9 protein-coding genes are annotated in these 16912 nt (G+C 52.7%); 5 read left to right on the top strand and 4 right to left on the bottom strand.

Annotation, left to right across the window (positions count from 1 at the left end; translation table 11 throughout):
• Positions 1-146: 146 nt before the first annotated feature.
• The 5 genes from RHP47_RS08110 (at position 147) to fumC (ending at position 12409) form a co-directional block, all read left to right on the top strand.
• Positions 147-3794 (top strand): helicase-related protein, encoded by a 3648-nt coding sequence (locus RHP47_RS08110; protein WP_310840189.1) that lies wholly within the window; start codon positions 147-149, stop codon positions 3792-3794.
• 143 nt (positions 3795-3937) lie between these two features.
• Positions 3938-7201: a DUF1156 domain-containing protein gene (locus tag RHP47_RS08105; RefSeq protein WP_310840186.1), complete on the top strand. Its 3264-nt coding sequence runs from the start codon at positions 3938-3940 to the stop codon at positions 7199-7201.
• 71 nt (positions 7202-7272) lie between these two features.
• Positions 7273-7524 carry a Uma2 family endonuclease gene (locus RHP47_RS08100; protein WP_286668584.1) on the top strand — a complete coding sequence of 84 codons (252 nt, stop codon included), beginning with the start codon at positions 7273-7275 and terminating at the stop codon, positions 7522-7524.
• A gap of 53 nt (positions 7525-7577) precedes the next feature.
• Positions 7578-10898 carry a Swt1 family HEPN domain-containing protein gene (locus tag RHP47_RS08095; RefSeq protein ID WP_315863435.1) on the top strand — a complete coding sequence of 1107 codons (3321 nt, stop codon included), beginning with the start codon at positions 7578-7580 and terminating at the stop codon, positions 10896-10898.
• Positions 10899-11005: 107 nt separating this feature from the next.
• Complete coding sequence (gene fumC, locus RHP47_RS08090) at positions 11006-12409, top strand: class II fumarate hydratase (protein ID WP_310840182.1); 1404 nt, start codon at positions 11006-11008, stop codon at positions 12407-12409.
• On the opposite strand, the gene RHP47_RS08085 is transcribed toward fumC, so the two are convergent.
• From RHP47_RS08085 to psbB, 4 genes are all read right to left on the bottom strand, one after another.
• The gene (locus tag RHP47_RS08085) at positions 12361-13626 is read right to left on the bottom strand and encodes a dihydroorotase (protein WP_310840180.1); all 1266 of its coding nucleotides are present in this window, start codon (positions 13624-13626) and stop codon (positions 12361-12363) included. The genes fumC and RHP47_RS08085 overlap by 49 nt on opposite strands.
• Positions 13627-13629: 3 nt before the next feature.
• Positions 13630-15036, bottom strand: a complete 1407-nt coding sequence (locus tag RHP47_RS08080; protein ID WP_149819836.1) for a histidine phosphatase family protein — start codon at positions 15034-15036, stop codon at positions 13630-13632.
• 146 nt (positions 15037-15182) lie between these two features.
• Positions 15183-15281: a photosystem II reaction center protein T gene (locus tag RHP47_RS08075; protein WP_011057371.1), complete on the bottom strand. Its 99-nt coding sequence runs from the start codon at positions 15279-15281 to the stop codon at positions 15183-15185.
• Between the two features lie 19 nt (positions 15282-15300).
• Positions 15301-16833 carry a photosystem II chlorophyll-binding protein CP47 gene (psbB, locus tag RHP47_RS08070; RefSeq protein WP_149819834.1) on the bottom strand — a complete coding sequence of 511 codons (1533 nt, stop codon included), beginning with the start codon at positions 16831-16833 and terminating at the stop codon, positions 15301-15303.
• Positions 16834-16912 lie beyond the last annotated feature (79 nt).

Genomic DNA, 16912 nt, shown 5'->3' with positions numbered 1-16912 from the left:
TGCTCGATAGTGCATTGGAGCTTTGATTGGCAGCCAGAGCTACTGGTTACTTAAAATGTTAAGTTTTATTGTAGGATTCAACACTTCTGGTAAATTAGCTAATAATAATAAGTAATATTAGAACCTCTTAGCCTGCCGCATCACTTATGGCAAAGCTTGAAGACCTGACCCACGGTACAGCAGTCAAAGGCCTTCTTCCGAATCAAATTGTCACAGTGATTGACGCAACGTGGTATGGAAGTGACGTCGTTGAATTGACTTATAAAGATTTCAATGGACAGCCTCACACAGAACTGCTGTTTCGCGATCGCGAGCCAGCCCTAGAGATTGTTAGTGCAGCTCGCCGCTGGAGTTTTGACGGGGACGGGGCATTATTGCGGTTAGTGTCTGAAGCTCATCGCATTCGACTAGCACACTTATTTGATCCGTTGCTAGCGGTGCATACCTCATTGGTAGAACCTTTACCCCATCAAATTACAGCGGTGTACGGCCAGATGCTGCCGCGTCAACCGTTGCGGTTTCTCCTAGCGGATGATCCGGGGGCAGGCAAAACCATTATGGCAGGGTTGCTGATTCGAGAATTGCTGATGCGGGGGGATTTACAGCGATGCCTGATTGTTTGCCCCGGCAGTTTGACAATACAATGGCAGGAGGAGTTGTCCCAAAAGTTTCACCTGCCCTTTGAGATACTCACCAATGACCGCATCGAAGCGGCGCGTACCGGGAATGTCTTTACAGAAATCCCCCTGCTGATTGCTCGCTTGGACAAGCTCAGCCGCGATGAAAATCTGCAACTCAAGCTCAAACAAAGCGATTGGGACTTAATTGTTGTTGATGAAGCGCATAAACTTTCTGCCTCCTTCTTTAGCGACGAGGTTAAAGAAACCAAGCGTTATAGGTTAGGTAAGCTACTATCTACCCTAGCGCGTCATTTTTTGCTGATGACGGCAACACCCCATAATGGCCGAGAAGAAGATTTTCAGTTATTTCTGGCACTCCTAGATGGCGATCGCTTTGAAGGAAGATTTCGCGACGGTGTACACACTTGTGATGCTTCCGATTTAATGCGGCGAGTCGTCAAGGAAGATTTAGTCAAATTTGATGGCAAGCCCTTATTTCCAGAACGCTTAGCACACACCGTAAAGTATCTTCTGTCTGATCTGGAAGCAAAGCTTTACCAGCAAGTGACGGATTACGTCAGGACAGAATTCAACCGCGCAGACGCCTTAGGGAGCGATCGCCGTAAAGGAACTGTGGGTTTTGCCTTGACGATTTTGCAACGCCGCCTTGCCTCCTCACCCCAAGCAATTTACGAATCCCTGCGTCGCCGGCGGGAAAGACTAGAGACACGACTGCGGGAAGAAAAACTTCGTCGACGAGCAGACAGAACAAGGAACTCTTCTCAGCCCTTTTTCCCTGATTCTCTGAGTTGGTCAAATGATTTAGATAAGGAACTGCAGGATTTACCTGCCGAAGAACGGGAACAATGGGAAGAAGAACTCGTTGATCAAGCAACCGCTGCTCAAACCATCACTGAACTGGAGGCAGAAATTCAGCAACTGCGTCAACTAGAAGAACTGGCATTACAGGTATGGCGCAGTGGTCAAGACCGCAAGTGGGAGGAATTATCCAAACTCCTACAAAACCAGAAGGAAATGTTTGATGCGGGTGGTCATCGGCGCAAGTTAGTCATTTTTACTGAGCATCGGGACACATTGAACTATCTAGTTGACAAAATCAGCAATTTGTTGGGTTCTAAGGAAGCTGTCGTTGCCATTCACGGCGCCATGGGTCGCGAAGAACGTAAAAAAGCTGAAGAAGCCTTTAAGCAGGATGTAGCAGTACAGATTTTGGTTGCGACCGATGCGGCCGGAGAAGGGATTAACCTACAGCGGGCACATTTGATGATCAACTATGACTTGCCTTGGAACCCTAATCGCTTGGAGCAACGGTTCGGGCGTATCCACCGCATTGGTCAAACCGAAGTGTGTCATTTGTGGAATTTGGTTGCTGAGGAGACTCGTGAAGGGGATGTGTATTTAGCCCTACTGAAAAAGCTAGAAATTCAGCACCAAGCACTAGGGGGCAAGGTTTTTGATGTTTTGGGCAAGGCGATCGCCGGTAAAGAGTTGCAGGAGTTAATGATCGAGGCCATTCGCTACGGCGAGAAGCCACAGGTGAGGGCGAAATTAGAAAGGATTATTGACAATCGCTTGGATATTAACCAGCTACGAAAACTGCTAGAGGAACGGGCACTAGCTCGTGATTGCATGGACATCAGTCAAGTCCAACAGATTCGCCAAGAAATGGAACGGGCTGAAGCTCGCAAACTGCAACCTCACTATATTGCTGCTTTTTTCCTAGAGGCATTTCGGCGCCTAGGGGGTAGCATTCGCCAGCGCGAACCAAATCGCTATGAGATTACCCATGTGCCAGCGCTCATTCGCGATCGCGACCGTCTCATTGGCATGGGTGCAGCGATTCCAAAACGGTATGAGAGGGTTTGCTTTGAAAAAAGCTTGATGAGTGTTTGCGGTAAACCCTTGGCAGAATTGATTTCCCCTAGTCACCCTTTACTGAGTGCCACTATTGACTTGATTCTGGAACAGCACCGGCATATTTTGCGCCAAGGGGCAATTCTGGTGGACGAAAATGATCCCAGTGAAGAGATCAGAGTTTTAGTCTATTTAGAACATGCCATCCAAGATGGCCGCATTGGGCAAGATGGTCAACGACGAGTCGTCTCGCGGCGGATGCAGTATGTGGAGATGCAGGTCAGAAGAAGTGAGGATATAGAGGATATAGAAGAGGGAAGAAGTGAGCAACAAAGCCTCCATTTATCTCTCTCTCCTCGAAACGCAGGTTATGCACCTTACCTTGACTATCGCCCCTTGGCTGAAACGGAAAAACCTCTATTAGCGCCGCTGCTGGCTCAACTGCCCACTGGCGACGAGATTGAAAAGACTGCGACGAGCTATGCTGCTTGCTATCTTGTGCCTGAGCATCTCCAGGAGATCCGCCAACAAAAGGAAAAACTGATTGACAAGACGATCAGAGCAGTCAAAGATCGCCTCACCAAAGAGATTAACTACTGGGATCATCGGGCGGCAGAGTTGCGTTTACAGGAGCAAGCAGGCAAAACCAATGCCAAGCTCAACTCTGTCAAAGCCCAACAACGAGCCGACGAGTTGTCTGCACGTCTGCAAAAGCGTCTAGCAGAGTTGGATCAGGAACGCCGATTATCCCCCCTGCCACCTGTGGTTGTGGCTGCGGTGCTAGTGGTGCCCATTGGGCTGTTGCAGCGGTTAGAGGGAAAACGAGAATCGACAGCCGCTATCTTTGCTAAGGAAACTAGGCGGGTAGAGCGAGCGGCAATTGCAGCCGTCATAGCGATGGAGCGATCGCTGGGGTATGAACCGCGAGATGTGAGTGATCAGAAGTGCGGCTATGACATTGAATCCGTGGTACCGGACACGGGGCAGTTACGGTTTATCGAAGTCAAAGGTCGGGTTGAAGGCGCTGAAACAGTTACTGTTACTAAAAACGAAATTCTGACGGCGCTGAACAAGCCCAATAGCTACATTTTGGCATTGGTGCAGGTGCCAGTGAGCCGTAATTTCCCTGAAGGAGATGCTTTTGCCCTACGTGAAGCGAGCGGAGAGTATCAAGTTGCGGAGAAAAACTGTGTGGTGCGCTATGTTCGTCAGCCCTTTCAACGAGAACCAGATTTTGCCGCTAGTAGCGTCAACTACAATTGGAAGGAACTATGGAATCAAGGCAGTGAGCCAAGGTGAGGTATGGTTATGATGATTATTACCTGAAATAGCTTAAAATGTTGGCAAGAAACAAGGTTCTCAAGGCATTGCGCCAGTGGGTACGAGAACAAGTAACAGTGTCTTGAACTCAAACCATCAAATATTAAGATAATTTGCAAGTGATGACCTACCGCAAAAAACTCATTGAAGTTGCCCTGCCCCTAGAAGCCATCAACCTCGAATCGGCCCGTGAAAAATCCATCCGCCATGGCCATCCTTCCACGCTGCATTTGTGGTGGTCACGTAAACCAACTGCGACGGCTAGAGCGGTATTATGGGCGACCTTGGTGGATGATCCTTCGAGTTGGCCAGACAAGTTCCCCACCGAAGAGGAGCAACAGCGGGAACGGCAGCGCTTGTTTGATATTTTGGCTCGGATTGAGGTGGTGCGGGATCGGAAAGGCAAGGAAAAACAGGTGGTGCGGGGCTTGGTGTCTTGGGATGATGTCAATGATCCGAACTCTAGGGTGCTAGAGGCAGCGCAGCGCGAGATTGCCCGCTGCTTGGCGTGGGATAGAGGGGAAGAGCCACCAACCGATCCCAAAGCGGTGCGGGAATACATTGCCCAGTATGCGCCACCAGTGTATGACCCCTTTGCCGGTGGCGGGTCGATTCCCTTGGAGGCGCAGCGGTTGGGGCTGGAAGCCCATGCCAGTGATTTGAATCCCGTAGCGGTGTTGATCAATAAGGCATTGATTGAGATTCCGCCGAAGTTCAAGGATCAAGCGCCGGTGAATCCGGTGGATTGCCCTCACCCCCCAACCGCCTCTGCCAGAGGGCAAGGAGGAGGAAGGACAGGCTTAAATCGCTGGTATGGAGCACAGGGACTCGCGGCGGATGTGCGCTATTACGGAGAATGGATGCGAGATGAGGCGTTTAAGCGGATTGGGCATCTGTACCCGCAGGTTGCCCTCACCCCCCAACCCCCTCTCCCAGAGGGCGAGGAGGAGCTAGAGAAGTGGGAAATTTCTGTTCTGCCTCACCCCCCAACCCCCTCACCCCCCAGCCCCCTCTCCCCAAAAGAGCGAGTGGGAGAATCAGAACCCTCTCCCTCTGGGAAAGGGCAGGGTGAGGGAAAAGCAACGGTGATTGCGTGGCTATGGGCAAGAACCGTCAAATGCCGGAACCCGGCTTGTGGCTGCCAGATGCCGTTGGTAAATAAATTTTCGCTTTCGACCAAGAAGGGGAAAGAGGCTTGGGTGGAGCCGGTAATTGATCACCCTCATCCCCTAGCCCCTTCTCCCATCAAGGGTGAGGGGACTCAAATCCGGTTTGTGGTGAAGTCGGGCAAAGGCAAAGCCCCAGAGGGAACGGTAGACCGCAAAGGGGCACGCTGCATCGCCTGCGGAACGCCCGTACCGTTGGAGTATGTGCGATCGGAGGGCAGAGCCGGACGCATGGGACAGCAGTTGATGGCCATTGTTGCCGAGGGACAAAATGGACGGGTTTATCTCGCACCCACCCCAGAACAAGAAGCCATTGCTAATTCGGCCCAACCCACTTGGAAACCGGATGCTGATTTACCGCACAATCCAAGGGATTTTAAGACTCCGAACTATGGAATGAAGAAAATTTCCGATCTCTTCACCCCGCGTCAACTGGTGGCGCTGACCACCTTCAGCGATTTGGTGGGGGAAGCACGGGAAAAGGCGACTCAGGATGCCATTGCCGCTGGGCTACCGGATGATGATGTGCCGTTGCATGAGGGCGGAACCGGCGCAAGGGCTTATGGAGAGGCGATCGCAGTTTATTTGGCGTTTGCTACAGATAAAGCAAGTGATTACTGGTCTGGGCTTTGTAGTTGGAATTCTTCAGGAGAGAAAATGGGACATACATTTGGTCGCCAAGCAATCCCGATGGTCTGGGATTATGCCGAGTGCTGTCCTTTCAGTGAATCAACTGGTAATTGGATGGCCTGCATTGATTGGGTTTGGAAAGTAGTTGAAAAAGCCTCTCCAGCTTCTCAATCACAAGCCATCCAACACGACGCGATCGCCCCTCATCCCCACGACACCACCCCCAAAATCATTTCCACCGATCCACCCTATTACGACAACATTGGGTATGCAGATTTGTCAGATTTCTTTTATGTGTGGTTACGGCGTTCTCTTCAGCTTATATACCCAAATCTCTTTGGTACATTATTAACCCCTAAAGCCCAAGAATTGGTTGCGGATAAATTCCGTCATGGCACCAAACAAAAAGCAAAGGAATTTTTTGAAGAAGGACTCGGCAAAACCTTTGAGCGTCTCAATAAAGTTGTTCACTCAGACTATCCGCTAACGGTTTACTACGCCTTCAAGCAAGAAGAAGACCCCTCACCCCCCGACTCCCTCTCCCAAAATGGGCGTTCGCGAAGCGTTTCTGAAAGAAATGGGGGGGAAGAAGATATCGACACCGCTCTAATTCCCCTCTCTCACTCTAGGAGAGGGGCTAGGGGTGAGGGCAGCAGAGCTTCAACCGGTTGGGAAACCATGCTGGAAGGCTTAATCAAAGCTAACTTTAGTATCGGTGGCACTTGGCCAATGCGAACCGAACTGAGTAACCGCATGGTTGCATCTGGCACTAACGCCCTCGCCTCCTCGATCGTTCTCGTCTGCCGTCCCCGCCCCATCGATGCGCCCAAAATCACCCGTCGCCAGTTCCTCACCGAACTCAAACGCGAACTCCCCAGAGCCCTCAACACCCTGCAACAGGGCAATATCGCCCCCGTAGACTTTGCCCAAGCCAGCATTGGCCCCGGCATGGCTGTCTTCTCCCGATATGCCGCTGTTCTGGAAAACGATGGCACTCCCATGCGTGTGCGCACTGCCCTGGAACTGATCAACCAAACCCTCGACGAATACCTCACCGAGCAAGAGGGCGAATTCGACAGCGACACCCGCTGGGCCCTCACCTGGTTCGAGCAACACGAATTCAATGAAGGGCCGTACGGCGATGCCGAAACCCTCAGCAAAGCCAAAAATACCACTGTCCAAGGCATGGTCAATGGGGGCATCCTCGAAGCCAAGGGCGGCAAAGTGCGTTTGTTGACAAGAGAGGAAATCGCAGAGAGGAACGGGAAACGCGAAAAGAGAAAGGAGAAAAGAGAAGAGAGGAATGAACCGTCCACCTCACTCCTCACTTCTCCCCTATGGTTGATCACCCAACTGCTGATCCATGCTTTGGATAAACAAGGGGAAACCGGCGCTGCCGAACTCCTCGCTCAACTGGGCGATCGCGCCATTTTTGCCCGCGATTTGGCCTATCGGTTGTATAGCCTGTGCGATCGCAAGGGGTGGAGCCAAGAGGCTCTCGCTTACAACAGCCTTGTGAGTTCTTGGCCAGAAATGACCCGCCTAGCTGCCACGATGCAAGCATCTACGCAGATTAACCTACAATTTTAGGCCTATTGTAGGCGTAATAAACTGCACACCAGCTCCTTAATGATTAAATGATTAATGATTAAAGTAGCCCCATGATTGCCCTGAACCTACGCCCCACCCTTCAACTCACCGACGACCTTACTTTTCTCCAAGCCAAAATGCAGGAGTATATAGATAATGGTGCTCATGGTGCTCAGCTGGGTTGGTTAATTGCTCCCGAAACCCGACAAGTTTATTGCTATCAACCCCAACAAGCCGTAGAAGTTTTAGAACATCCATCTTGCCTTCCAGGAAAACCTCTGTTACCCCACTTCGTGATGGATTTAACCCTGATTTGGGATTAGCTATCATAGTCTTACAGCTTTTGCTTGATCAGCCCTCTTGCCATAATCACACGATGAGCATTAGTAACTACGAACGAGTGGGACGCTCCCTAAATTTGCTTCTCGATGGGCTTTACCCCTTTGTGGAACGGGAAATGAAAGCCAGCTATGGCGATCGCTGGTTGCAAGAGGCTGCTCAATGCCTACCTGAGTATAACCAATACAACAATCCTGCAGAGGTCCTGCAGCAAGATGTATCTGCCCTGCTGATCGTCATTTGGGAACGGTGGAATGAAGTCTTCAAAACGATCTTAGGAAGGGCAGAGCGGACACTGGTCAGTGAGTTACGCGAAACCCGTAACAAGTGGGCACATACCAACACTTTTTCGACCGATGATGCCTACCGCGCCCTCGATAGCGTCAACCGCCTGCTCAGCGCTATTTCCGCTCCTCAAGCTGCCGAAGTTGACAAACAAAAGCAAGAATTATTGCGCATTCGCTTTGAGGAGCAAGCCCGCAATATCACCCGCCGCACCACCACCACACCGACGGAAGGGCAACCTATGGCCGGACTCAAGCCTTGGCGGGAAATTGCTACCCCCCATCCTGATGTTGCCTCCGGTCGCTTTCAACAAGCAGAATTTGCTGCCGACCTCTGGCAGGTCTATCTGGATGAAGGCTCTGACGAGTACCGCAATCCCAGCGAATTTTATCGCCGCACCTACATCACCGAAGGACTGAAACAACTGCTGGCCAACGCTCTACGACGGCTCAGCGGTCAGGGCGGCGATCCGGTGATTGAGCTGCAAACCAACTTTGGCGGTGGCAAAACCCACGCCATGCTGGCTCTATACCATCTGTGTCATGCAAGATCAAGTGTTGACTTGCCGGGGATGGAGCCGATCTTCCAAGAAGTAGGGCTGACGACACCGCCTCAAAATGTCAGCGTGGCAGTTTTAGTGGGCAATAAACTTCAGCCCAGCGGCATTGTCCCCTATAGACCTGAACACCAGCGCCAAAATCGCCCTTTGATTAAAACCCTTTGGGGCGAGCTGGCTTGGCAATTGGGTGGAGCCGAGGGCTATGAACTGGTGCGGCAAGCCGATGAAACCTCCACCAATCCGGGTGATGCTCTCAAGGTGCTGTTCAATCGCTTTTCCCCCTGTCTGATTTTGATTGATGAATGGGTGTCCTATGCGCGGCAACTGCATGAGCACAGTGATCTGGCCGGGGGGAGCTTTGATACCCAGTTTACCTTTGCCCAAACGCTGAGTGAATCGGCTAAGAATGCCAAAGATACCCTCCTAGTGGTCAGTATCCCCTCTTCAGATATTGAGATTGGGGGCGATCGCGGGAAAGAAGCCCTAGAGAGACTGAAAAATGCCATTGGTCGGGTGGAATCTCCTTGGCGGCCGGCAAGTGCCGAAGAAAGCTTTGAAATTGTCCGCCGCCGTCTGTTTCAGCCCATCACTGACCCCAATTTGTTTGTGCAGCGGGATGCGGTTGTCAAAGCCTTTATGGACATGTACCGCAACCAAAGCCAAGAGTTTCCTAGCGAGTGCAAAGAACCTGACTACGAGCGTCGCCTAAAAGCGGCCTACCCGATTCATCCGGAACTGTTTGACCGCTTGTATGCCGACTGGTCCACGCTCGATAAATTTCAACGCACCCGCGGCGTACTCCGCCTAATGGCCAAGGTGATTCATTGCCTGTGGGCACGAGAAGACCGCAGTTTGATGATCCTGCCTGCCCATGTGCCAATGGATGATCAGCAGGTTCAGGCGGAACTGACTCGCTATCTTGAAGACAATTGGCTACCTGTCATTGACAAAGATGTGGATGGTGCCAATTCCCTACCATTGACCCTCGATCGCCAAAACTCCAACCTAGGGCGCTACTCCGCCTGCCGCCGTGTTGCTCGCACCATCTACATGGGATCTGCCCCCACCCTGCGTGCTGCCAACCGAGGCATTGACGATCGCCGCATTAAGCTGGGCTGTGTGCAACCCGGTGAAACTCCTGCTACCTTTGGCGATGCCTTACGCTATTTGACGGATCGTGCCACCTACCTCTACGTGGACGAAAGCAAACGCTACTGGATTTCCACACAACCTAACGTTAACCGCACTGCCCAAGAACGGGCAGAACAAATCCTCAGCGATCGCGACCCCGTTTGGGCAGAGGTCATCCGACGGCTCAAAAGCAATCAAAATCGCGGCGAATTCAGCGCCGTCCATGTTGCTCCCGACTCCACGGCGGATATTCCCGACGACTGTACTCAAGGGGTTCGGCTGGTGGTTCTGCATCCCCAACATGCCCACAGCAAAGGCAATCCTGACAGCCCTGCCCGCCAATGGGTGGAAGATGCCCTCAACCACAGGGGGAACAGTCGCCGTTACTACAAGAATACCCTGCTTTTTTTGGCAGCCGATAAAACCAAACTGGAAAACTTAGAACGCAACACTGCCCAATACCTAGCGTGGAAGGGAATCGTCGATGAAAAGGAAATTCTCAACTTAGATACCTTCCAGACCAAACAGGCAGAGACGAAGCTGAAACAGTTTGATAACGATGTTACGACTCTCCTCAACGAGACCTATCAGTGGCTTCTCGTGCCTCAACAACCTGATCCCCAGGGCAAAATTGAGTGGAGAGAAACCCGACTACAAGGGCAGACTTCCCCCATTGTGCAAGCCAGCGACAAAGCCGTGCATGAAGGGGATCTATTACCGAATTACTCCGCCACTAATCTGCGACTTGAAGCACTTGATAAATATCTCTGGCGGCAAAGCGACCACATTGATCTCAAACACACATGGGAATGTTTGACACGGTATCTCTATCTGCCGCGTTTGAAAAATCAAGAGGTTTTGTTAGAAGCAGTGCGCAGCGGTGTGGCCTCAACGGTGTGGGCAGATAACTTTGCCTATGCTGAAGGCGTTGATGACAAGACAGGCAAGTATCTCGGTCTGCAAGTGGGAACAGGCATTAACCCTAGCATTAGTCCCCAAAGTCTGCTAGTAAAGCCAGAAGTTGCTCAAGAACAGCTCAATAGAGAGAGGAGAGAGAATCCAGAAGAGAGAAAAGAGACTGCAGATGGTAGCTCAGTTTCCTTCACGCCTCACGCCGCACCGCTCACTCCGCCATCCTCTACCCCTATCCTGCGCAGATTTTATGGCAATGTGGAGCTTGATCCAGTGCGGCTGAACCGAGATGTGGCTACGATCGCCAGCGAAGTGATTCAACACCTGACTGTATTGGATGGTGCAACCGTTAAAGTTACCCTAGAAATCGAAGCTGAGATTCCTAGGGGGGTTCCAGAGGAGGTTGTGCGTACCGTCATGGAGAATTGCAAAACACTCAAATTTAAGAATCAATCCTTTGAGCAGAGTTAACAGGGAAGCGCTCTGGAGGCAAGGTAGGGTTTAACGGCTGCAACTGTCGCTCCTTCTGCAATGATGCAATGATGAGAGATGGGTTCTCCCCCTCGGTATGACGAATCATGACAATTGCAACTCGCCTAGAATACGACTCCCTCGGCGCCATTGAGGTACCAGCGGACTGTTACTGGGGTGCCCAGACGGCGCGCTCCCTAAAGTATTTTCCCATCAGTCACGAGCGCATGCCCCTCGAGGTTATTCATGCCATGGCACGGCTAAAGAAGGCGGCCGCGATCGCCAACCGCGATTTCGGGGTTTTAGCTGCCGATAAAGCGGCATGGATTATTCAAGCGGCTGATGAAGTCATTGAAGGGCGCTGGGATGATCAGTTTCCCCTCTCGATTTGGCAGACGGGCAGTGGTACCCAAACCAATATGAATGTAAATGAGGTGATTGCTAACCGTGCCATTGAACTGGCGGGGGGGGTTAAAGGGAGCAAAACGCCAATTCATCCCAACGATCATGTCAACTGTAGCCAGTCTTCTAATGACACCTTTCCGGCGGCGATGCATATTGCCACAGTGATTGAGCTGCAGGAGCGACTGCTGCCGATGTTGCGGCACTTACTGGCCGTATTGCAGGAAAAGGTCACCGCTTTTGCCGACATTATTAAAATTGGGCGCACCCACTTAATGGATGCCGTGCCTCTCACCCTTGGCCAAGAATTCTCGGGCTATGCCAGTCAAATTGCTGCCTGTCAAGGCCATATTGAGTACGCACTCCAGCATCTGTATCCCCTTGCCATTGGCGGTACGGCCGTGGGGACGGGTTTGAATGCCCCCGCCGGCTTTGGCGATCGCGTGGCAGCGGAACTGGCAGAGATGACGGGGTATCCCTTTTGCAAAGCAGAGAATCCCTTTGCCGCTTTGGCCGCCCATGATCCCTTAGTGATGCTCAGTGGTGCCCTGAAAACATTGGCCGCAGCGATGATGAAAATGGCCAATGATATTCGTTGGTTGGCTTCAGGCCCCCGTTGTGGTCTAGGAGAACTGATCTTACCTGCTAATGAGCCGGGGTCGTCGATTATGCCCGGCAAGGTGAATCCCACCCAATGTGAAGCCCTGACGATGGTCTGTGTGCAGGTGATGGGCAACGACGCCGCAGTGGGCATCGCCGGCAGTCAAGGGAATTTTGAACTCAATGTTTATAAGCCCCTGATCATTCACAATGTGCTGCGCTCCATTGAACTGCTGAGTGATGCCGGGGAAGCCTTTACCCAGTTTTGTCTAGCGGGCATTGAACCCAATCGGGAGCAAATTCAGCGCCATTTGCAGCGATCGCTCATGTTGGTAACGGCCTTGAACCCCCACATTGGCTACGACAAGGCAGCAGCCGTCGCAAAAAAGGCCTACAGCGAAGGTAAAACCCTGAAGGAAGCGGCGGTGGAATTGGGGTATCTCACGGCTGAGGAATTTGATCAGTGGGTGCGGCCAGAGTTGATGCTGGGTGAAAAGGGCACTAATTGACCCCGCAGGGAGTGCTGCCAAAAGGGCGTATTGCGAGCGCGCGATCGCAGGCTTTGGTGCGTCACTGTCCAAGTCACGTTTGGATCAAAAAGCACAAAGTGGCGACTGTTCAGTTCGAGGCGGGGTGGCTCAATGCTCAAAATCCGCGCCGGTGCCGTACTGAGGGCGTGCCAGAGGTCAAGGGCGCTCAAGGTATTATTCACTACTAGTTCCTGCCAGAGGGCGGGTAGGGCTAATTCGAGACCAATGGCACCGGGGAGTGCCTCGGCAAAGGAAACCATTTTTTCTTCATAGAGCAAGGGGGTGTGGTCAATGGCGATCGCTTCAATAGCCCCCGTTTTGAGTCCTTCGATCAAGGCTTGGCGATCGCTGGCCGTTCCTAGGGGCGGGTCAAGGCGCAGATGCGGATCGTAACTGGCTAGATCCTCAACCGTAAAGAGCAAATGTAACCACGACACACTGGCACTGACCTGTTCAGGTTTGTCCTTAGCGAGAATCTCGACACTGCGAGCGGTTGACAGGCGCATGAGGTGAATAGAGGTTGAGACGGTGCGTGCCAATTCCAAAATCGCCAATAGGGGAATGGTTTCACAGCAGACCAGTTGCTCCACCAATCCGAGACGAGTGGCTACCCCACTTTGCCGCGCCACCCCATTGGCGGCCAAGGCCGGATCAAAAGGCCAAAGGGCAACGGGTTTTCCTAGGGGCTGGACATAGGTGAGTGCCCGCTGCACCAAAGGCCAATGGGTCAACCCCCGATCATCACAAAAGCCAACTACCCCACTGGCGGCTAGTTCCGCTAAATCGGTTAAAGCCGTCCCTTGGCATCCTTGGGTGAGTGCGCCCCAAACCCGTACCTGTGACCAAGCGGTGGTTGGTATCTCCTGTTGCAGCGCTTGCCAAACAGCAGGATGGTCAATCACGGGGTTTGTAGTCGGTAAGAGGGTTAAATGCTGAACCCCACCGGCAGCGGCAGCGGCCAAGAGTGTCTCAAGGGTTTCTCGCGCCTCATAACCGGGTTGACCACTGTGGCTGTAGAGATCCACCAAGGGGGGTGCCAGCACCCAAGCTGAAGCATCAATCACTTCTGTATCAGGGGGTACCTCTTGGGGGGCGATCGCCACCAATTGATCCGCCGCCAGCAGCACATCGGCGCGTTGATCTTGGCGGTTGACCGGATCCAGCAGCCGCACCTGTTGCAACAGTCGCCACACCATGGCTTACAAGGCTCCCGCCGCCGTCCGATCCAGCACGCCCCCCAAATGGGTGGTGATATTCACTGCCTGCAATCGCGGCAGACCGCCCTTGATGGGATAGTCAATTACCGTGACGCTGCCATTGCCCTGCTTAAAGAGCCAGAAGTTTTCAATGCCTAGGCCAACAATGTGGCAGAGCAAGACCTTATTAGTGGCATCATGAGCCACAACCAAAACATTGTGGGGGGTGGGAGCATTGGTTTTCCAGCGCTTCAGCCACTCTTCCCATGCCTTAACCACGCGATCGCGCACCTGTTCGAGGTTTTCCCCATTGGGCATTTGCACCAGGGCCGGGGTTGTGCGCCAGCGTTCCAGTTCCCCCGGATAGGCCGCCGCCACCTCCGGTTCAAACTTGCCCTCCCAATCCCCGTGGCTAATCTCGGCAAGGGCTGGTTCTAGCGCTAGCTCGACATCAGGGTGGTACTGCAAAATCGCCAAGGCCGTATCCTTGGGCCGCCGTAGGGGACTACTCAAGGCATGGTGAAAGGGCACCGCCTTGAGGAACTCGGCCACCGCCGCCGCTTGGGCACGGCCATTTTCATTCAGGGGCACATCAATTTGCCCTTGGAAGCGTCCCTCGCGATTCCAGTCGGTTTCACCATGGCGCACCAAAAAGATGCGCAGCGTTTGCTCCTTGAAACGGGGTTGCGGAAAGGGATCATTAAGATGGCTCGTGAGATTGAGGGCTTCTAGTTGTGCGGGTTGTCGCAAGCCGTTGCTGAAATTGAGGACACTAATGCCGCCATTGGCCTGCTGCAGCCGCAAATAGCCCTTGACCCCCAAGCCGAGACCCGTGCAAATCAGGGCACGATTCATACCGCTGTGGCCGACAATGACAATGGTTTCATTTTCGTGAGCCGTCAGCAGCGCTTCCAAAACCATGCCCGCGCGATCGTAGAGATCCAATAGCGGAAAAAACTCCTTGGTTTGGCCACTCTCCGTGGTGATTTTCATCATCAAGGTTTCTGGGGCTTCCTGCCAGCGGCGATAGTCCTCGGGAAACCGTGCCTTCACTTCGGCAAAGGGCAGATCTTCCCAAGCGGGCAGCGCAATCTCTTTGAGTAAATCAAGGGAATGGGGTGGCTTGAGTTGCGGGTCTTGGAGCTGAGCATGGATGCCCTCTGCGGTTTCCGTTGCCCGTTTCAGGGGACTGGTGTAAATCTTGCGGATGGGAATGCCCCGTAGAGCGAGACCCACTTGGGCTGCCATCCAATGACCGCGTTCCGTGAGCGAAGAGGCATCACTGTGACCTTGCACCCGCTCCTGGACATTAAACGTGCTTTCACCGTGGCGGACAATAATGACTCGGGTACTCAGAGGTTTCTCCTTAGCGATTGACAGACAACAAGCTTGGCCGTCCCACCGTGCCATAAAGACTGTACCAGAAACCGTGGCTTCAAGAGCGAAAGATTCAGGAATCGGCAGGCATCATCTCTTGAGCATCACATAAAAATCAAAAAACCGACCGCAGGGGCGATCGGCAAGTATTAAAGACCTATTCGCTGATGGATCAGAGGCTACTTCTTGGTGATCCGAGGAGGCTCACGGAAGAAGATGGCAAAGAAGAACAGCGCGATAATGCAGGCAAAGATGAAAACGTAGGTGATGGTTTCCATAGTAGTCCCCTAGGAATGACTAGACAGCTTCTTTGCGACGAGTGGTGACATCGCCCACTTTTTGGTAGAAGCCCCATTCCACTTGCTCCGGCGACAGTTCGGGATCAATCCCAGAGAAGACATCGCGGAACAGCGTGCGGGCACCATGCCAAATGTGACCAAAGAAGAAGAGCAAGGCAAACACCGCATGGCCGAAGGTAAACCAGCCACGGGGACTGGTGCGGAAAATCCCGTCGGAGTTGAGGGTTTCCTTATCGAATTCAAAGATCTCACCGAAGATAGCTTTACGGGCATAGCTCTTAACGGTGGGTGGATCGGTGAAGGTTTGGCCGTTCAATTCACCACCGTAGAAGCTGACGGTCACGCCTTGTTGCTCAAAGCTATACTTCGACTCGGCACGACGGAAGGGAATGTCGGCTTTGACAACGCCATTCTTATCGGTGAGGATGACGGGGAAGCTTTCAAAGAAGGCAGGCATGCGACGGACAAAGAGTTCTTCACCCTCTTTGTTGCGGAAGACGGCATGGCCTTTCCAAGCTTGGGCAATGCCATCCCCTTTGTTCATCGGGCCCGTACGGAAGAGACCACCTTTGGCGGGGTTGTTGCCAATGTAATCGTAGAAGGCCAGTTTCTCTGGAATGGCTGACCAAGCCTCTTCAAGGGTGGCGCCACTGGCGAGGGAGGCCTGCACGCGGCGGTTAATTTCCTGTTGGAAGTAGCCACTGTCCCACTGATAGCGCGTCGGCCCAAAGAGTTCAATGGGCGTGGTGGCACTGCCATACCACATCGTGCCGGCAACGACAAAGGCAGCAAAGAAGACGGCAGCAATACTGCTGGAGAGTACCGTCTCAATATTCCCCATGCGCAGAGCTTTGTAAAGTCGTTGGGGTGGACGTACCAGCAGGTGGAATAAACCAGCAATAATACCGACAATGCCTGCGGCGATATGGTGAGCAACCACACCACCGGGGTTGTAGGGATTAAAGCCATCGGGTCCCCATTCGGGTGCCACAGGCTGGACACTACCCGTCAAGCCATAGGGGTCAGAGACCCACATCCCAGGACCAAAGAGACCCGTCAGGTGAAAAGCACCAAAGCTAAAGCAGAGTAAACCGGCAAGGAACAGGTGAATGCCAAACATTTTCGGCAAGTCGAGGGCAGGCTCACCGGTGCGAGGATCGCGGAAGAGTTCCAAATCCCAATAGACCCAGTGCCAGCAGGCCGCCAAGAACAACAGACCTGACAGGACGATGTGAGCGAGGGCAACCCCCTCAAAGCTCCAAAAACCAGGGTCAATCCCTGTTTCGCCAGTAATACTCCAACCGCTCCAAGACCCCGTGACCCCCAACCGTGCCATGAAGGGCAAGACAAACATTCCCTGCCGCCACATTGGGTTGAGAACGGGATCACTGGGATCAAAAATAGCTAGCTCATAAAGAGCCATCGACCCTGCCCAACCGGCGACCAATGCCGTGTGCATCAGGTGGGCCGCAATCAACCGCCCTGGATCATTGATCAGGACAGTGTGGACTCGGTACCAAGGTAGTCCCATTGACTACGCTCCTCCTATACAAAAATTTAGCGTTTGCATGAACAAATTTTATTAAGCAGCCGGATCACGGTCATAACCG

Source organism: Thermosynechococcus sp. QKsg1, assembly GCF_031586415.1.
Lineage (GTDB): Bacteria > Cyanobacteriota > Cyanobacteriia > Thermosynechococcales > Thermosynechococcaceae > Thermosynechococcus.
Note: the sequence above shows the minus strand (reverse complement) of the source record. Positions and strands in the feature narration are given on the sequence as shown.

Bases quoted from the DNA above. Each gene is read 5' to 3' on its own strand.
- RHP47_RS08080 (WP_149819836.1), bottom strand. From the start codon at position 15,036: ATGGCACGGTGGGACGGCCAAGCTTGTTGTCTGTCAATCGCTAAGGAG.
- fumC (WP_310840182.1), top strand. From the start codon at position 11,006: ATGACAATTGCAACTCGCCTAGAATACGACTCCCTCGGCGCCATTGAG.
- RHP47_RS08075 (WP_011057371.1), bottom strand. From the start codon at position 15,281: ATGGAAACCATCACCTACGTTTTCATCTTTGCCTGCATTATCGCGCTG.
- RHP47_RS08100 (WP_286668584.1), top strand. From the start codon at position 7,273: ATGATTGCCCTGAACCTACGCCCCACCCTTCAACTCACCGACGACCTT.
- RHP47_RS08095 (WP_315863435.1), top strand. From the start codon at position 7,578: ATGAGCATTAGTAACTACGAACGAGTGGGACGCTCCCTAAATTTGCTT.
- psbB (WP_149819834.1), bottom strand. From the start codon at position 16,833: ATGGGACTACCTTGGTACCGAGTCCACACTGTCCTGATCAATGATCCA.
- RHP47_RS08085 (WP_310840180.1), bottom strand. From the start codon at position 13,626: ATGGTGTGGCGACTGTTGCAACAGGTGCGGCTGCTGGATCCGGTCAAC.
- RHP47_RS08110 (WP_310840189.1), top strand. From the start codon at position 147: ATGGCAAAGCTTGAAGACCTGACCCACGGTACAGCAGTCAAAGGCCTT.
- RHP47_RS08105 (WP_310840186.1), top strand. From the start codon at position 3,938: ATGACCTACCGCAAAAAACTCATTGAAGTTGCCCTGCCCCTAGAAGCC.